Annotated in this window: 10 protein-coding genes and 4 pseudogenes; 6 read left to right on the top strand and 8 right to left on the bottom strand. The window is 60.3% G+C overall.

Annotated elements, in window-relative coordinates; translation table 11 throughout:
- Nucleotides 1-60 precede the first annotated feature (60 nt).
- Nucleotides 61-774, top strand: a complete 714-nt coding sequence (locus LXM88_RS00655) for an HAD family hydrolase (protein WP_262531133.1) — start codon at nucleotides 61-63, stop codon at nucleotides 772-774.
- 34 nt (nucleotides 775-808) lie between these two features.
- Nucleotides 809-1,831 (top strand): NADP-dependent oxidoreductase, encoded by a 1,023-nt coding sequence (locus LXM88_RS00650; protein WP_262531607.1) that lies wholly within the window; start codon nucleotides 809-811, stop codon nucleotides 1,829-1,831.
- A 292-nt stretch (nucleotides 1,832-2,123) separates the two neighbouring features.
- On the opposite strand, the pseudogene LXM88_RS00645 reads toward LXM88_RS00650, so the two are convergent.
- Nucleotides 2,124-2,267 (bottom strand): annotated as a pseudogene (locus LXM88_RS00645) (IS6 family transposase); the annotation flags it as partial.
- A gap of 146 nt (nucleotides 2,268-2,413) precedes the next feature.
- Between LXM88_RS00645 and LXM88_RS00640 the strand changes: the two are divergent.
- Nucleotides 2,414-3,233, top strand: a protein-coding gene (locus LXM88_RS00640; protein WP_262531131.1) for an IS5 family transposase whose coding sequence is annotated in 2 segments (ribosomal slippage) — nucleotides 2,414-2,443 and nucleotides 2,445-3,233 — 819 coding nt in all. Because the reading frame shifts where the segments join, the coding sequence is not laid out codon by codon here.
- A gap of 101 nt (nucleotides 3,234-3,334) precedes the next feature.
- On the opposite strand, the gene LXM88_RS00635 is transcribed toward LXM88_RS00640, so the two are convergent.
- The 4 genes from LXM88_RS00635 to LXM88_RS00620 all read right to left on the bottom strand — a co-directional run bounded on the left by LXM88_RS00635 (nucleotide 3,335) and on the right by LXM88_RS00620 (nucleotide 9,318).
- Nucleotides 3,335-5,545 (bottom strand): hypothetical protein, encoded by a 2,211-nt coding sequence (locus tag LXM88_RS00635; RefSeq protein WP_262531129.1) that lies wholly within the window; start codon nucleotides 5,543-5,545, stop codon nucleotides 3,335-3,337.
- 304 nt (nucleotides 5,546-5,849) lie between these two features.
- Complete coding sequence (locus LXM88_RS00630; RefSeq protein WP_262531128.1) at nucleotides 5,850-7,223, bottom strand: MFS transporter; 1,374 nt, start codon at nucleotides 7,221-7,223, stop codon at nucleotides 5,850-5,852.
- 21 nt (nucleotides 7,224-7,244) lie between these two features.
- The gene (locus LXM88_RS00625; RefSeq protein WP_262531126.1) at nucleotides 7,245-8,315 is read right to left on the bottom strand and encodes a Gfo/Idh/MocA family protein; all 1,071 of its coding nucleotides are present in this window, start codon (nucleotides 8,313-8,315) and stop codon (nucleotides 7,245-7,247) included.
- Nucleotide 8,316: 1 nt separating this feature from the next.
- Nucleotides 8,317-9,318 carry a Gfo/Idh/MocA family protein gene (locus LXM88_RS00620; protein ID WP_262531125.1) on the bottom strand — a complete coding sequence of 334 codons (1,002 nt, stop codon included), beginning with the start codon at nucleotides 9,316-9,318 and terminating at the stop codon, nucleotides 8,317-8,319.
- Between LXM88_RS00620 and LXM88_RS00615 the strand changes: the two genes are divergently transcribed.
- Complete coding sequence (locus LXM88_RS00615; RefSeq protein WP_262531123.1) at nucleotides 9,295-10,458, top strand: LacI family DNA-binding transcriptional regulator; 1,164 nt, start codon at nucleotides 9,295-9,297, stop codon at nucleotides 10,456-10,458. The two genes, LXM88_RS00620 and LXM88_RS00615, sit on opposite strands and share 24 nt — an antisense overlap.
- A gap of 170 nt (nucleotides 10,459-10,628) precedes the next feature.
- A pseudogene (locus tag LXM88_RS00610) lies at nucleotides 10,629-10,948 on the top strand (DUF6306 domain-containing protein); the annotation flags it as partial.
- Between the two features lie 87 nt (nucleotides 10,949-11,035).
- Here the strand turns inward: LXM88_RS00610 and LXM88_RS00605 are convergent.
- Nucleotides 11,036-11,695 (bottom strand): annotated as a pseudogene (locus tag LXM88_RS00605) (tyrosine-type recombinase/integrase); the annotation flags it as partial.
- Nucleotides 11,696-11,772: 77 nt separating this feature from the next.
- Between LXM88_RS00605 and LXM88_RS00600 the strand changes: the two are divergent.
- A pseudogene (locus LXM88_RS00600) lies at nucleotides 11,773-12,686 on the top strand (IS3 family transposase).
- Between the two features lie 89 nt (nucleotides 12,687-12,775).
- Here LXM88_RS00600 and LXM88_RS00590 read toward each other — a convergent pair.
- Together LXM88_RS00590 and LXM88_RS00585 are read right to left on the bottom strand one after the other, a co-directional pair.
- Nucleotides 12,776-13,087 carry a DUF4148 domain-containing protein gene (locus tag LXM88_RS00590; RefSeq protein WP_262531121.1) on the bottom strand — a complete coding sequence of 104 codons (312 nt, stop codon included), beginning with the start codon at nucleotides 13,085-13,087 and terminating at the stop codon, nucleotides 12,776-12,778.
- A gap of 356 nt (nucleotides 13,088-13,443) precedes the next feature.
- Nucleotides 13,444-14,409 (bottom strand): GlxA family transcriptional regulator, encoded by a 966-nt coding sequence (locus tag LXM88_RS00585; RefSeq protein WP_262531119.1) that lies wholly within the window; start codon nucleotides 14,407-14,409, stop codon nucleotides 13,444-13,446.
- Between the last annotated feature and the right edge of the window lie 210 nt (nucleotides 14,410-14,619).

Below are 14,619 nucleotides of genomic sequence, written 5' to 3'. Positions count from 1 at the left end.
GCGCCGCGTGCCCCGAGCCATTTTGAAATTTCACTGAAATCTGCCGCGGAGACAAACCCGATGAATTCCACCAGCCTGCAAACGATCCGCCTGATCGCCGTCGATCTCGACGGCCCGTTGCTGATCGACACATTCAGCCCGATCATGCACAAGCTGTGCAGCGAGTATTACCGGATCGACTACACGCGCGAACTGGAGCGCAACACCTTCTCGCGCTCGCGCGCCGAGGTGGTGGAGTACCTTCGCCGGCAGATCGGCGAGCAGATGAGCGAAACCGAGCGCAAACAGAGCGACGAGGAGAGCATCGCCAGCTATTTCCGCTACCGCGACGAATACATGCGCGACCACCCGCACGGCATGAAGCCCGAGGTGCCCGCGTTCCTCGATCTGCTGACCTCGCTCGGCGTGACGGTGATCTGCTACGGCGGCCTCGACGAGGACTACATGCGCCGCGCGCTCGGCGAACAGGCCGCGCGCTTCGCCACCTACATCTGCACCAACGAGTTCCGTCCCGGCGTGGGCGAGATCGTGCGCGACTTCTACAAGCTGGCGCCACATCAGGCGCTGTTCATCGACGACGTGAACTTCGTGGCCGAGCACGCCAAGGCGCTCGGCACGCCATTCATCGGCGTGCCGTCGAACGAGCCGTGGAGCTGGCAAAAGCGCGACATGGAGGAGACCGGCGTGCGCCGCATCGTCGATTCGGTGAGCCGCATCGATCTGGCCTTGCTGCAGGAGATCGATGCCGCCGCCGCGCACGGAGGTGGCTGGTGAGCCCCGCCCGCGAGCGTCGGGGGAGGGCCGCGCCATGACCGCAATGAATCGCCGCATCGTGCTCGCCTCGCGGCCGAAGCAGGCGCCCGAGGTGGGCAACTTCCGGCTGGAGGAGGTGCCGCTCGTCCAGCCGGGCGAGGACCAGGTGCTGGTCCGGCAGCACTACCTGAGCCTCGATCCGTACATGCGCGACCGGATGAGCGTATCCAAGAGCTATGCCGCGCCGCAACCGCTCGACGAGGTGATGATCGGCGGCACGGTGGGCGAGGTGCTGGCCTCGCGCAACGCGCGTTTCAAGCCCGGCGATTTCGTGGTCGGCATGGGCGGCTGGCAGGAGTATGCGCTGCTCGACGGCGCCGAACTCGGCGGCTGGCGCCACGTCGATCCGGCGCGCGCGCCGCTGTCGGCCTACCTCGGCGCCGTCGGCATGCCCGGCGTGACCGCGTGGTACGGCCTCGCGCGCATCATCGCGCCGCAGCCCGGCGAGACCGTCGTGATCAGCTCCGCGGCCGGCGCGGTGGGCGGCGCCGCCGGCCAGCTGGCGCGGGCGCGCGGCGCGCGGGTGGTCGGCATCGCAGGCGGCCCGAGGAAGTGCGCGTACGTGGTGGAGGAGCTCGGCTTTGACGCCTGCCTCGACCATCACCAGTACGGCGATCTCCAGTCGATGAGCGCCGCGCTGAATCGCGCCTGTCCGGACGGCATCGACGGCTATTTCGAGAACGTCGGCGGGATGCTGCTCGACGCCGTGCTGATGCGCTGCAACCCGTTCGCGCGCGTGGCGCTGTGCGGGATGATCGCCGGCTACAACGGTCAGGCGATTCCGCTCACCATGCCGCAATTGCTGCTGATCAATCGGGTCCGGCTCGAAGGCTTCATCATCGCGGACCAGGGCGACGCCTGGTTCGACGCGCTCGAGGAACTCGGCGCGCTGGTGGCGGCCGGCAAGCTGCGCTATCACGAGTCCGTGGCAGACGGCCTCGCGCGCGCGCCCGAGGCGTTCATCACGCTGCTCGGCGGCGGCGGTCACGGCAAACAGGTGGTGAAGCTCCTGGCTTGACGGCGGGGACGAGCGGGCGCGACGCCGGTACGGCGCGCGCCTGCAGTCGGAGAGATGGGGTTCCTTTATTTTCCGTACAATTCCCCGGTTAGATCCACCTCAGCTGGGCAGCGCTTTCCGTCCAGGCCGCAATTTCATAACAAAAGAAATCAAGGACTTGCCGACTATGCGATACAGTGGCGCCAGCGGTAGGCTGCGAGCCTCGTATCACGGCGAGTTCGGGACTGTCGAGATTGCCGAGCGGCTCAGCAGCAAAGTCATGGCAGGCAATTTCAATTGTTGGATTGACCTTCTCGACCGACACGCCCCGTTCGGCCATCATTTCCTCGAGGTGGCGCAGGCTCAGGGGGTACGCAACATACCAGCGCACGCATCGCAGGATCACGTCGAACGGGTAATTCGGTCGCTGGAACACCCGCTTCAGGATCGCATTCATGCCTTGCTGCATCGCTCACTTCGCCTACATTTCGATCACGCAAGCTTACCAGACCGTCTTAAAGGCCAGTTCAAAAAGAACCCGGAAGGGCTGTTTACTTTCCGACGAAACGGTTAACCTTGGATGCCTGAACAACGGATCAAGGAATGCCGGCACCTATCATCGATGACGAGCTGTTGGGCACTGATCGAACCACTACTTCCACCGCCCAAACCGCGACGCAAGCGATACCCTGGGCGTCTGCCGGTCTCGGACCGTGCAGCACTCAATGGCATCCTGCTCGTGCTGAAGACAGGGATGCGATGGAACCATCTGCCGACCGGGTTGGGTTTCGGCTCTGGAGCGACTTGCTGGCGTCGGTTGCACGACTGGCAGCAGGCCGGAGTATGGGACAAGCTGCACGGGCTGCTGCTCGACAAGCTGCGCGAATCTGGCAGCAATGCTAACCCGCGTTTGACTCCTCACGTCGGGCCAGCCTGTACCTCACGGAAAGTCATACTGCCTGGGCCAAACCCCACCGATCGCGCACGACCAGGGTCCAAACACCACGTCCTCGTAGATGCGAACGGCGTTCCTGTCAGCGCGATCCTGACCGGCGCGAACCGCAACGATGTCACGCAACTGCTGCCGCTGGTCGACGCGATCCCGCCGATTCGCGGCACTCGCGGCCGACCGCTTCGCAAGCCCAAGGTCATCTACGCTGACCGTGGCTACGATTCCGACTCGCATCGCCGCCGACTTCGCGAGCGCGGCATCAGACCAGTCATCGCCAGGCGCCGCACCGAACACGGCAGCGGCCTCGGCAAATTCCGTTGGGTCGTCGAACGGACTCATTCGTGGCTCCATGGTTTCCGTCGTCTTCGCATTCGCTTCGAACGCCGATCTGACATTCACGAAGCATTCCTCAAACTAGCCTGCTCACTCGTCTGCTGGAACATCTTCAGCCGATCTGAGCGGCCTTTTTGAACTGGCCTTTTACTGCGACAGAGCCTATTCGCGGGGCAAACCCTCGCCTTTGGCGAGGGTTTGCCGGGGTGTCCATGGATCGGATGCCGAGCAACACCCTTTTATTGCTTGCCGCCACTTGCCCAAACGGCACGAGTGTATTCCATCACTCGATCATAGTAAGCGCCCATGACTTTGGTTTTGTCGCTGATGTTTTCAGGATTGTCCGCGTCACCGGGTGCCCATAACACTTCAATCTGAACAGTGTTGTACTGGTAATTCGGTGTCTGAAAAGAGCCAAAGCCCTTGCTGCGCACCCCGGCAAAGAGTCGCGGCAGGTCCATCATCGTGCTGGTTTCGGCGCCGCCGGGCTTTTTCTTGATTTGCAGGCTCGCACCGACCGGGCTTGCAGTCGCGATTTCGTCGTACCAGTTGGTTTGCGATGAGTCGATGCTGTTGAAGGGGCGGTAGTACCCCGTATCGTTGATCATTCGCACATTGGGGTATTGCTTGCCTGACGAGTCTTTCATCTGGCTGTAGAAATACAGCACCTGATTGGCGGTGGAGAGCATGTCACCGTGGTTTTGTACGCTGATCATGACATAGTTGCCGTGTTTGTCGCGCAAGTTGCGATCGATGCCATATTGCGCCAATTCCCTTGCCATTGGAATGACTTGGCTGTCCATAATATCCTTCCATGACACGCGGCTGATTTGCACCGGCGGCGGCCCTGTAAATATGCGCATCATCGGGGCACCCAGGCGTGCGGTCATTTCCAAGTAGAACTTAGAGCGTTCCAGGTCGAGATCGCGGCGTGCCTTCAGCGAGTCGGAAAAGCTGTTCTGGATACCGGTTCCGCTGATGTCGATGCCTATTGCGTTGCTCCAGTGCCTCAACTGGTCAATACGGGCGCGAATCGTGTCCTGTGTTACGCAATCACCGGGCTTGTTGGCAAGGTTGCCCGGTCGACAGCTCGCTGCCAGGTTCAACGGCGGCATATCGGTATTGCTGTATCCGGGCAAGTAATAAAACGCGATGTCAACCTGATCAAAGCCCTTGTTTTTAGCCCACGTCATCGCGTCGTAGGTGTTGATCTGGTTACCATTGGTGACACCCCATCCTGGGCTTCCATCGGAAAGCGCTCCGGTTGCAGTCTTGCCGTCATTGATGGCACGATTGAGTGCGGAGTTGAAAGAATAAAGTTGCAAGCTGTATTTATAGTTTCCGTCGTACTGCTCTGAACCAGGATATTGCGTACGCAAATGGTTAAAGCACTTGTCTTGATAGGCGTTGGCCGCTGGAGGCGTCGTTATGCTGTCGCCGTTGCTGGCATGGGCAGGGAAGCCGCTAAAGTCAACTTGTGAAATATATGCACTATTCAGGTAGTAGGCATCATAGCTGGCTTTGCTCGGTACATAGATTTCGACTTGAGTGGCATAGGAGAACCACAACCCTTCTTTGCTGCTGGGGCTGCTGAAATAGGGCGGCCTCTCGCCCAGGACCAGCTTGTTCAGGTTCACATTGTAATAAAACGTCCGTTCCCAGCTGGTTTTGAGCCTGGGCAGGTGGACTTCTTTGAGTTGGCTGTTGTCGCTGAACTTTTCCATTGCAAAGGACTGGGATTGCAGGATTTCCACATCCGGCAGATTCACATATTGCAACGTAGGGATAAGCGAAAATGCACTGCTTGCCACTTGCTTCGCGTTCTGGATCGTGATGCGGCGCAACGACGGGTGCCCTTGAAACATGTTCTTCGGGATGACACCTGCTTCCGCATCGGAGGCGGCATTGGATACGGGAGCCCCTTCCAGGCTACAGCCGGACTGATCTTCATTAGGGAAGAGGTCGGGGAAGTAGCAGGATCGGGTACCATTGCCGACGAAATTTGCAGTGCCGACCACCTCCAGTTCTTGCAAATTCTTCATCCCCGAGCCACTTCTTGCGTCGTAAAAGACGGGGCTATCCTTGCTGCTGAGCGTGCCGTTGCGAATGACCAGTTTGCCGATGCGTTCGAAGTCCGCTTGAGTGCTGTAGCCATGCTGCGCCAGGGCTGTCGCCAGTTTGCCTTGGGTGCCGGTGGAGGTGCCGCTATTGTCCAGAATCACCGTATCGCCAGTCAGGACGTAAGGTTGCGCAGGCACGAATGATTTGGCAACCCGCTGAGAGTTGGGCGCCGTTGCGGTATCAGGGGGCGCATCGCATGACAACAAGTCACGGTCGCCCTCATTTGATATTGAGGGTGGGCTTTCCATCCCGTGGCAGCCCGAAAGTAACACCAAGAGCACAAACAATCGAGGCAGTCGTTGTATTGCGCGAAATTTTTTTTCGTCCACGAAATATCTCCTTTTATATAATAATTATGAATTTTATGAGTCGGGTTAGTTGCCCTATCGACTGTCGTAAATTCACGTAATTAAGGCTTGCCCCACGGTTTTTGGAATCCAAATTTGAAAAGTCTTAGGGTGCCGCTGCTGGTTCGCGGCTGTCGGTACGTGCAGCTGCAAATAATCTGTTCGTTGTCGGATCGCTTGTTCAAGACTGTCAACACTCCAAATCGAGGCTGTTCGGGAAGGCAATCTGTGGCGGCACCTTGCGAGTTGCCGCCACATATCCTGCTTCAGGACAGGTTCCGCGAACTCACTCCTCCGGAAGCGGTCGGCCCTTTGTTTCCGGCAAAAACGGCAATACGAGAATGCCGATCAGGAGTACGAAGCTTGCAGCGATACCGCCCATGCGAAACGCCTCGATGTTGCCTCCCAGGCTACGGGTTATCTGACCAATCGTAAAAGGTGCCGTCGCGGCGAGAAGCCGGCCAAAGTTGTAGCAGAAGCTTGTACCCGTGCTGCGCAGACTCGTCGGAAAGAGTTCTGGCAGGTAAATGGCGTAGACAGCAAAGACAGAGTACTGGCCGAAGCCCATTGCCGGCAGCATCCAGTAGATCTGGTCGATTTCACGCAGGTATTTGAACACCATGATGGTCGACAGGAACGACAGCATGAGCGCCAGTGCGAATGCAAAACGTCGCCCCTTCAACTGGGCAATCTTCGCGAGCGTCAACATACCGAGAAAACCGCCGACATTCTGCAGCAGCAACCCCACCGCGCTCCAGTACGACTTCTCGCTCGAGATCGCTTCGGGGCTGAGATTCGACGAGGCCAGATGGACGTCGATGATCGAACGAATGATCCGCGGATGGAAATTGCCGATGCCCCAGAGCCCGATAATGCCGGCACTGCACAGGATCAGGCCCAGCCAGGCGTGCTTTCTCCATGTCGGGTGCTTCAGCAGGTTACTGTATGAGCCGAACTGGATTCCGTCCTTCTTTCCTCGCGCCTTGGCTTCGACCCATTTTTCCGGCTCTTTCATCTTCAGGAAAAGTGGAACCAGCAGCAAGGCCGGAAAGGCGCCGATCATGAAGAGAATCTGCCATGCATGCAGGTTTAGCGGGAGCATCTGATGAATGGCGAGGACACCGACGCCGATTCCAACCAAGCCTGCCGATACGTTGCCAATTGATGAAAGTGACTGCAATGTGCCGAGCGCGGGTGCCCGAGCACGTTCGGGGACGGTATCCGCCACGAGTGCAACCGCCAGGCCAAACACGCCTCCAACGCCCAAGCCGGTCACAAAACGGTAGAAGGAGAAATCCCAGATGCTTACCGAAAATGCGCTCAAGCCCGTGCAGAGCGCGTACATCAGGACCGCGATGAGCAGCGTTTTCACGCGACCGTAGCGATCGCCCAGCGAACCGAGAACGAGGCCGCCGATGGCCCATCCGACCAGAAAAACCGATGTCGTATAGGGCGCGTATTCAATCGCCAGTTGCTTGCCGATCAGATCCTCGACGGCGCTGTCGCGAGCGAGGTTGAAAATCTGCTGGTCGAAACAGTCAATCAGCCACGCAAGCGATGCGACTGCGAATACCAGCCAGTGGGAGCGGTTGAGAGAACGCCACCAGGCTCTGTCCTGGATGGTGTCGGCGGGAACCGCCATGGGTTTGTTCGATGACATCTGGTCTCCTCCTGAATCGTCTTAGATTGTGGCCAGGTTGACAGGTGTGCCGCGTTCCGCCGACCGGTAAATTCCGTGAACGAGCGCAACGGTATTGCGCGCCTCCTGCACGTCGATGGTGAGCGGCCTGTTCATTCTTATGGCGCTTGCCATGTCCTCTATCTGCCGCTGGTGTCCGTGGAAACTGATCTGATCGGGCGCGCCGGCACCGGACGCGGTCGCGTGTTTCTGCAGACGGTCCTTCAACTCCGCGTCTTCCGGTCGCGTATCCATCAGGTCCCAACGAACGATGCGATCGTCTTCAAGCGCGACCGAGCCGCGTTCCCCGCAAATCTCGATGCGTCTTTCCCAGCCCGGATACGCGGCAGTGGTGGCCTCAAGCACCCCGAGTGCTCCATCCGGAAACTGGAAGGTTGCGCACGCGGTATCTTCGGCCTCGATACCTACGTGTACGCGACGGGTCTTCCAGGCAAAGACCTCGGCCGGCATACCGGCGAACCAGCGCAGCAAGTCCAGCGCATGAATGGCCTGGTTCATGACGGCGCCACCTCCGTCGAGCGCGAGCGTCCCTTTCCATCCGCGGTAGTAGTCCGCACTTCGGTGCCATTTGACGTAGGCGCTGCACAGGCACAGCCGGCCCAGACGCTTCGCGTCGAGCGCTTGCTTCAGCGCAAGAGCGCCCAGGCCGACCCTCGCCTGGAAGATCGGAGCGATCCTGACGTCGGCCTTGCGCGCTGCGTCGATCAATGCGTCGACGCGAGCGGGCGTCACTTCGAGCGGTTTTTCGATGACGAGATGCTTGCCGGCCGCGATCGCTTTCAACGCCGGTTCGAGATGGGCGCCGCTTGGTGTGACGATACAGACCACGTGTATATCAGGGCGCGCCAGCAACTCATCGAGGTCAGTTGTGTGGAAGGGCACGTCGTGTCGCTCCGCAAAGCGGCGCGTACCTTCGGCATCCAGGCCGGCCACACCGACCAGTCGGATATCACTCGTGCTACGAGCCGCCTTGATCGCCTGCGCGTGATAGTTTGCAATCATGCCGACGCCAATCAGGGCGAAGCCGATCGTTCCGTCTTTATCGCCGTTCATGTCAATCTCCATGTGATTCGATACGTGTCGCGCCGGATTGCGCCGTCAATGCAAGCTCGCACACCTTGAAGCAATGCGCGTGGGACATCGCACGGTCGGTTCTTTCGGCAACATCACACAACAGATCGGCGTAGTAGGGCAATGCCTCCCGGGAACAATCGATATAGCGGGTACCGTCCTGATTGACGAGGAAGAGATGATCCTTGCCGGGGCGGCCAGCGACATCAATGTATTTGCGCAATTCGATATAGCCCTCGGTGCCGAGGAGGGTGAGCCGCCCGTCGCCCCACGTGTCGAGGCCCTCGGGAGTCAACCAGTCCACGCGGATGTATCCGCTTGCCCCCCGGTGCGCGAGCATGATTTCGCCGAAGTCATGTAGTCCGGGAGCGTCCGGGTGGGCCAGATTGCCGTAGCGCGCGGCGATGATTTCAGCATCGGTCGAGCCCGTAAAATGCAGAAACTGGTCGATCTGGTGTGAGGCGATATCGACGAGAATGCCGCCATACGCCTGCTCGTCCAGGAACCACGCGGGCCGGGTGTGCAGGTTGAGCCGGTGAGGCCCCAGGCCGATAGTCTGGATGACGCGCCCGATCGCGCCGGCACGAACAAGTTCGGTCGCCTTGGTGACTGCGCGTACTTCGAAACGCTCGGTGAAATTCACGGAATAGATGCGTCCGGTTTCCTGCTGAACCTGCTTGACCAGTGCCAGTTGTTCAAAGGAAATGACGCCCGGTTTGTCGACCATGACATCCTTGCCATATTGCATGGCTTCGATGGCGAGGGCTGCCCTGTCTCGAGGTATTGAGGCACAGGCGATCAACTGGATGCTGGGGTCTTCGAGCAACTGGCGTCGATCCTCGACCCGGCTGATATGCGGGAATCGCTCGACAAATCCTGGCTCGGTCGGCGTTTCGGCCGACGTCCAGTAGCCCGCGCATTCCGCGCCTGCGTCGAGCAGGCCGCGGACCTGATCATAGATGTGACGGTGATCGATGCCGACCACGCCGAATCTCGTTTTCCGGTGATGATTCACAAGGTTGATCCTGTAAGATTGAGGTCAAGTTTGCTGGCATCCAGGTGTCTGGACGAACGTTTCATCTATAAAACCATTTCAATGCAACCGAAAGTGAGTGTTACGATTCGCGAAATCGCCGAGCGGGCCGGCGTATCAGTTTCAACGGTGTCTCTCGTGCTGCGTGAAAGCCCGTTGGTTGCGGAAGTGACTCGTCAGAAGGTGCTGGCGGCGATCGACGAACTGGGCTATGTGTACAACCGCAGCGCAGCTTCGATGCGTTCGCGACGCAGCGGGGTTGTTGCGATATCAGTCAACGATCTTTCCAATCCTTATTTTGCGGGGCTGACTTCATCAGTCGAGCGGGCGCTGTATCAGCTCGGCCGTACGGTCCTGCTGTCGGACGTCCGCGAAGATGCCGACAGGCAAGCGCATTTCATCGAGAAAATGCGTGAGCACGGGGTGGACGGGCTGATTCTTTGTCCCGCCCATAGCACGGATATCCCGCGTCTGGTCGCACAATTGAAAACGGCGCAGTTGCCGTGTGTACTTGTATCCCGCAACCTTCCCGGCAGTGATCTGGACTACGTAGGATATGACCACTGCTATGGAATGCGACTTGCCGTCGAACACCTGATCACACTCGGGCACAGGCGTATCGCGTTGCTCGGCGGAAATCGCTCCACATGGGTCGGCAAACAGCGCCTGAAGGGCTATCGGGAAGCATTGCGGGCACACGGGCTGGATCGTGATCCTGCGCAGGAAATTCCGGGAGAGCTGACAAGAACCTCCGGAATGGAATTGATCGGTCGTGCGCTTTCGTTGCCCAAGCCGCCTACCGCGGCTGCTTGCGCGAACGATGTTGTCGCCTTTGGCGTGATGCTGGGGCTGCGCCGCTGGGGACTCGAACCAGGACGCGATTTCTCCGTGACCGGCAATGACGATGTCGCGGAGGCCGCTTTGTGGACGCCCGCGTTGACAACCGTATCGACCGATTTTGAGCTGATCGGCGAACGCGCTGCCCACACGCTCCTGCAACGCGCCAACGATCCCTGCGCCGAGCTTCGGCATCTCAACCTGCCAGTGCACTTGAGGGTTCGAGAGTCGACCGCCGTGCTTCGTGTCGACTGAACCGGTCGGCTGCCTGCAGATCCGGCTTGAACAGTCAACGCCGATCGGGGGATAGCCAAATATCTCCATCGACTTGTACCTTGATTTAGAACGTTCTAAATGAAGGCTATTTGAAAGGATTGCCCATGTCAAGCCGACAAAATTGCAGTGTCTCGAGCAGATGACATGTCGAGGCGCACTGGTGCCGCGTGCTCGTCGACGCGACCCGGTCGCTCGATGCGACGCCGACGCGCGCGACCGGCGCGTTCTACGAAAAGGCGATGGCGATCGACGATCTGGCGGAGCGCATGGTGTTCCTGAACCGCGGCCAGCGCTGGGTCGTCCGCAAGCTGCAGACGCTGCTGCCGACGCTCGCGGATCCGGACATCATCACGCGCTGTCGCTGATGCTGGTTGCGCACGAGAAGAACATCGGCGCGGCGGATGCGCGGTTGCGCGGTTGCGCGATGGAGAATCGGGCCGCGTATAGGAGGGTCGGCCGGGATTCGTGAGATTTTCGCCAAAAACACCTTAACCCGATGATTTCACGGAGAAATTCAGAGCCCTTATCAGCTTAGCGTTGTCGGTCTGTTGGTGGACTATCCCTTGTGGGCTTCGAACGCCTGATCAAACTGGCGAGCCCGCTGCACTTCGTCGCTGTGCAAATAGGTCGACGTCGTCGAGATTGACGCATGGCGCAGGTTGTCGCGCACCATGATCAACTCGGCGCCCCGCGCCAGCGCGTGCGACGCGTGCGTGTGCCGCATCCAGTGCGGGCTCGCGCGCCGCAGCTTCTCAGCGGTTGCCGGCCGTTCGTCCTGGATCGCGTCAGCCGACAGCACGAAGAACCGGCGCAGCACGCGCCACAGTCGGGTGCTTTCGATGCCCACGCCATCTTCATCGAGACTCGCGACGAGTGGCGTCGCCGGGTTCCAGCGCGCCGGCGTGAGGGGTAGTCCGCGCTGCAAGAGAAATTGATCCAGCGCGGTTCGAGCGAGCGATGGCAACACCACCTTACCGAGCTTGCCGCCCTTGCCGAGCACATGCAGCCAGTGATCGCCGCGCTCGTCGCGGCAGATATCGCCGAGCGTCGCACTGACCAGTTCGCTCGCGCGCAGGCCGGTCGCGTAGCCGAAGTCCAGCAGAAACCGCAGGCGCTGCGCCGCCGGCCCACTCCAGCCGTATGACCATTCGAGGCCATCGGCAAGCGTGCGGATCAGCAGCCACTCACCTTCGGTAAAGCCGCGAGACACGTCCAGTCCCGCATGAGCTTCCCCCGAAATTTCGCCTTCCAGTAGGTCGTGTGTAAACTCGACCCGAAGGAAGGAAAGAATCGATGTTCAAAATACCGAAGCAGGCATACACCGCGGAGTTCAGGACGCTAGCGGTACAGCGCGTGAAGGACGAGCAAGGGATGCGCGATGTAGCCCGTGAGCTGGGAATTTCACACCAGTCGCTGCGCAACTGGGTCAAGGCCGATGAGGCAGGCACGCTTAATGGCCCGGGGACAAAGGCTGTCACGCCGGAGCAGATGGAGCTGTCACGCTTGCGGGCTGAGAACAAGCGTCTGCAGATGGAACTTGAAATCGCAAAAAAAGCGGCGGCGTTCTTCGCGAAGGACCTCCTGTGAAGTACGCCTGGATTGATTCGCATCGTCGGCACTATCCGCTGTCAGCGCTGTGCGGGGTCCTGTCGGTCAGTCTGAATGGCTATCGGGCGTGGAAGCGCGGTGGCACGCCCGGTCGCAAGCGTCTCACGGATGCCCAGTTGCTCGCCCTGATCCAGTCTATCCATGCCGAGGTCAAGGGCGCCTATGGCTCGCCACGGATGACCGAGGAGATTCGCGCACGCGGCTTTCCGGCCAGCAAGGAGCGGATTGAGCGGCTCATGCGTGACAACGGCATCCGGGCCCGTCACAAGCGCCGTTATCGCGTTACGACGGACTCCAGGCACAAGTTGCCGGTTGCTGAGAATCTGCTGGAGCGCAACTTCACGCCGACAGCGCCGAATCTGGTCTTCACGTCGGATATCACGTACATCTGGACCGATGAGGGCTGGCTGTATCTTGCAATCGTGCTGGACCTGTTCAATCGGGAAGTCGTCGGCTGGTCGATCAAGCCGCGCATGACGGCTGACATCGTGACCGATGCGCTGACCCGCTACATCCATTACTACAACCACGAACGTATCAAGCTCAAACTGAAAGGGCTGAGTCCCGTGCAATACAGGACTCAGCCCTTCGGCGCCTAGCCTTTAACCGTCCAACTTCGTGGGGTCAGTTCAGAGCGGGGTGTTTCGTTTGCCGCGCGCGGATCGGACTTCGCGCGTGTGCGTCGCTCTTACTGGCCGAAATACACGGAGTCGCGGCCGTTCTGCTTGACCGCGATCGTGCGGCCGGCACGCACGCCGGCGGCTGCCTGTGCGCCGTAACCGGCTTCATCTGCATTCGTCACGCGGGCCTGTGCCGTTTGCAGCGCGCGCGGATAGTACTGATCGGAGACTTCGGGCTTGTAGCCGGCCTGTTCGAGCTGGACGAGTTCCGCACGCACCTTCGCACGCGTCAACTGGCCCGACGGGTTCGATTGTGCGAATGCGCCGTACGAGGCGGACAGGGCGGTTGCGGCGACGACAGCGTAGATGAACGACTTCATGATGACCTCCGGTTTCATTGATTTCGCGCTTCGCTTGTTGCGTTCAGCGGTTGATTACATCGTAGCGATCGTGTTACCGGTCGGAAATACGCGTTCCAGCGAATCATTATTGCAACTGGGTATACGATCCGCGTGGATTGGCGATTTTGTCTGATGATTCTGGGGCGTCCTGGAGCGTCGTTGATCGCGACGGCCTGTCGGCTTGCGGGGCATGGGACGCAGTCAGGCGCAACCATCCGGATCTCGCAGTGATCGATCAGCCGGCGGTCGCGTGACGCACGATTGGATCGTATTCCGAAGTATTTGAACGTGAGGGTCGGCATCGCGCATGCACGCATCGCGCGTGCACTGCTGCGTCACTCGGCCAGAACTGCCTGCCGCTTCCGGTATTCGGCAGGCGTGATCCCGACGTGCCGGGTGAACGATCGCCTGAGCGTATCGACATTCGCGAAGCCGCATTTCGCGGCGACCTGTTTCGGCGTGTCGTGCCCGTTCTCGAGCAAGTGGCGGGCCGCCGAGATGCGGGTCGCTTCGACCCATGCGGCCGGCGTCATGCCGACTTCCGCGCGGAACAGCCGCGCGAAGTGGCGCGGGCTCATGCCCGCATGCTTCGCCATGTCGGCCACCGAATGTTCGAGTTCCGGATTCGCCGCGATCCAGCGCTGGACTTCCTGCAGCACCGAACGTCCGGCCGGGCGTGCCTCGCCCTTTCGGCTGAACTGGAGTTGCCCGCCCGGGCGCTTGAAGAACATCACCAGTTGCGCGGCGACGCGCCGCGCGATCTCGCGGCCCAGATCTTCCTCGACCAGCGCCAGCGCGAGATCGAGCCCGGCCGTGACGCCGGCGCCGGTGCGCAGCTTGCCGTCGCGCACGTACAGCGCGTCCGCGTCGACCGAGAGCGACGGATAGGCTTCCGCGAGCGCGTCGGCGGCGGCCCAGTGCGTGGTCAGGTGACGCCCTTTCAGCAGGCCGGTAGCCGCGAGGATGAACGCACCGGTGCAGATCGAACCGTAGCGCTTGCTTTGCACCGCGGCCGACCGCAGCCATGCGAGGACGTCGGTGCGCAGCGGGATCCGGCCGGCATTCGGTGCGCCGGCAACCAGCAGCGTGTCGATGCGCTCCGGGATCTTGGGAACGATCCAGTCAGGCAGCAGTTGCGCGCCGGATGAACAGCGGATCGGACCGGACTCGCTGGCGATGATCCGCAACGTGTAGAACGGCTTCCCGTGTTCGGCGTTCGCTTGCGCGAAGACGTCGAGCGGCGCGGAGACATCGAGCAGCTGGACGCCCGGTACGGCGAAAATACCTACGACCTTCGGCATGATCGGTTGCGTGTTGGTTCGAACGTGACGCGTGCAGTATAGGGGCGCCAGCGGCGCATCGGGCGGGGCGGCCGCGCATATTCCGGCGCCTTTCCGTAGCGCGGGCCTCGTGTCCGTCCATCGCGCGAAATGGCAGGATATGACGTACTACATCTATTGAAGACAACTATCGGACTCCGGAGAATCAAGGGTGTTTTCAATGGAGGTCGA

It is taken from the genome of Burkholderia sp. S-53, assembly GCF_025560745.1.
Taxonomy (GTDB): Bacteria; Pseudomonadota; Gammaproteobacteria; order Burkholderiales; family Burkholderiaceae; genus Burkholderia; species Burkholderia pyrrocinia.
This window is presented reverse-complemented; position numbering and strand designations above follow the sequence as displayed.

Excerpts from the sequence above, each read along its gene's own strand:
- LXM88_RS00655 (WP_262531133.1), top strand. The coding sequence starts at position 61 with ATGAATTCCACCAGCCTGCAAACGATCCGCCTGATCGCCGTCGATCTC.
- LXM88_RS00650 (WP_262531607.1), top strand. The coding sequence starts at position 809 with ATGACCGCAATGAATCGCCGCATCGTGCTCGCCTCGCGGCCGAAGCAG.
- LXM88_RS00630 (WP_262531128.1), bottom strand. The coding sequence starts at position 7,223 with ATGTCATCGAACAAACCCATGGCGGTTCCCGCCGACACCATCCAGGAC.
- LXM88_RS00625 (WP_262531126.1), bottom strand. The coding sequence starts at position 8,315 with ATGAACGGCGATAAAGACGGAACGATCGGCTTCGCCCTGATTGGCGTC.
- LXM88_RS00590 (WP_262531121.1), bottom strand. The coding sequence starts at position 13,087 with ATGAAGTCGTTCATCTACGCTGTCGTCGCCGCAACCGCCCTGTCCGCC.
- LXM88_RS00585 (WP_262531119.1), bottom strand. The coding sequence starts at position 14,409 with ATGCCGAAGGTCGTAGGTATTTTCGCCGTACCGGGCGTCCAGCTGCTC.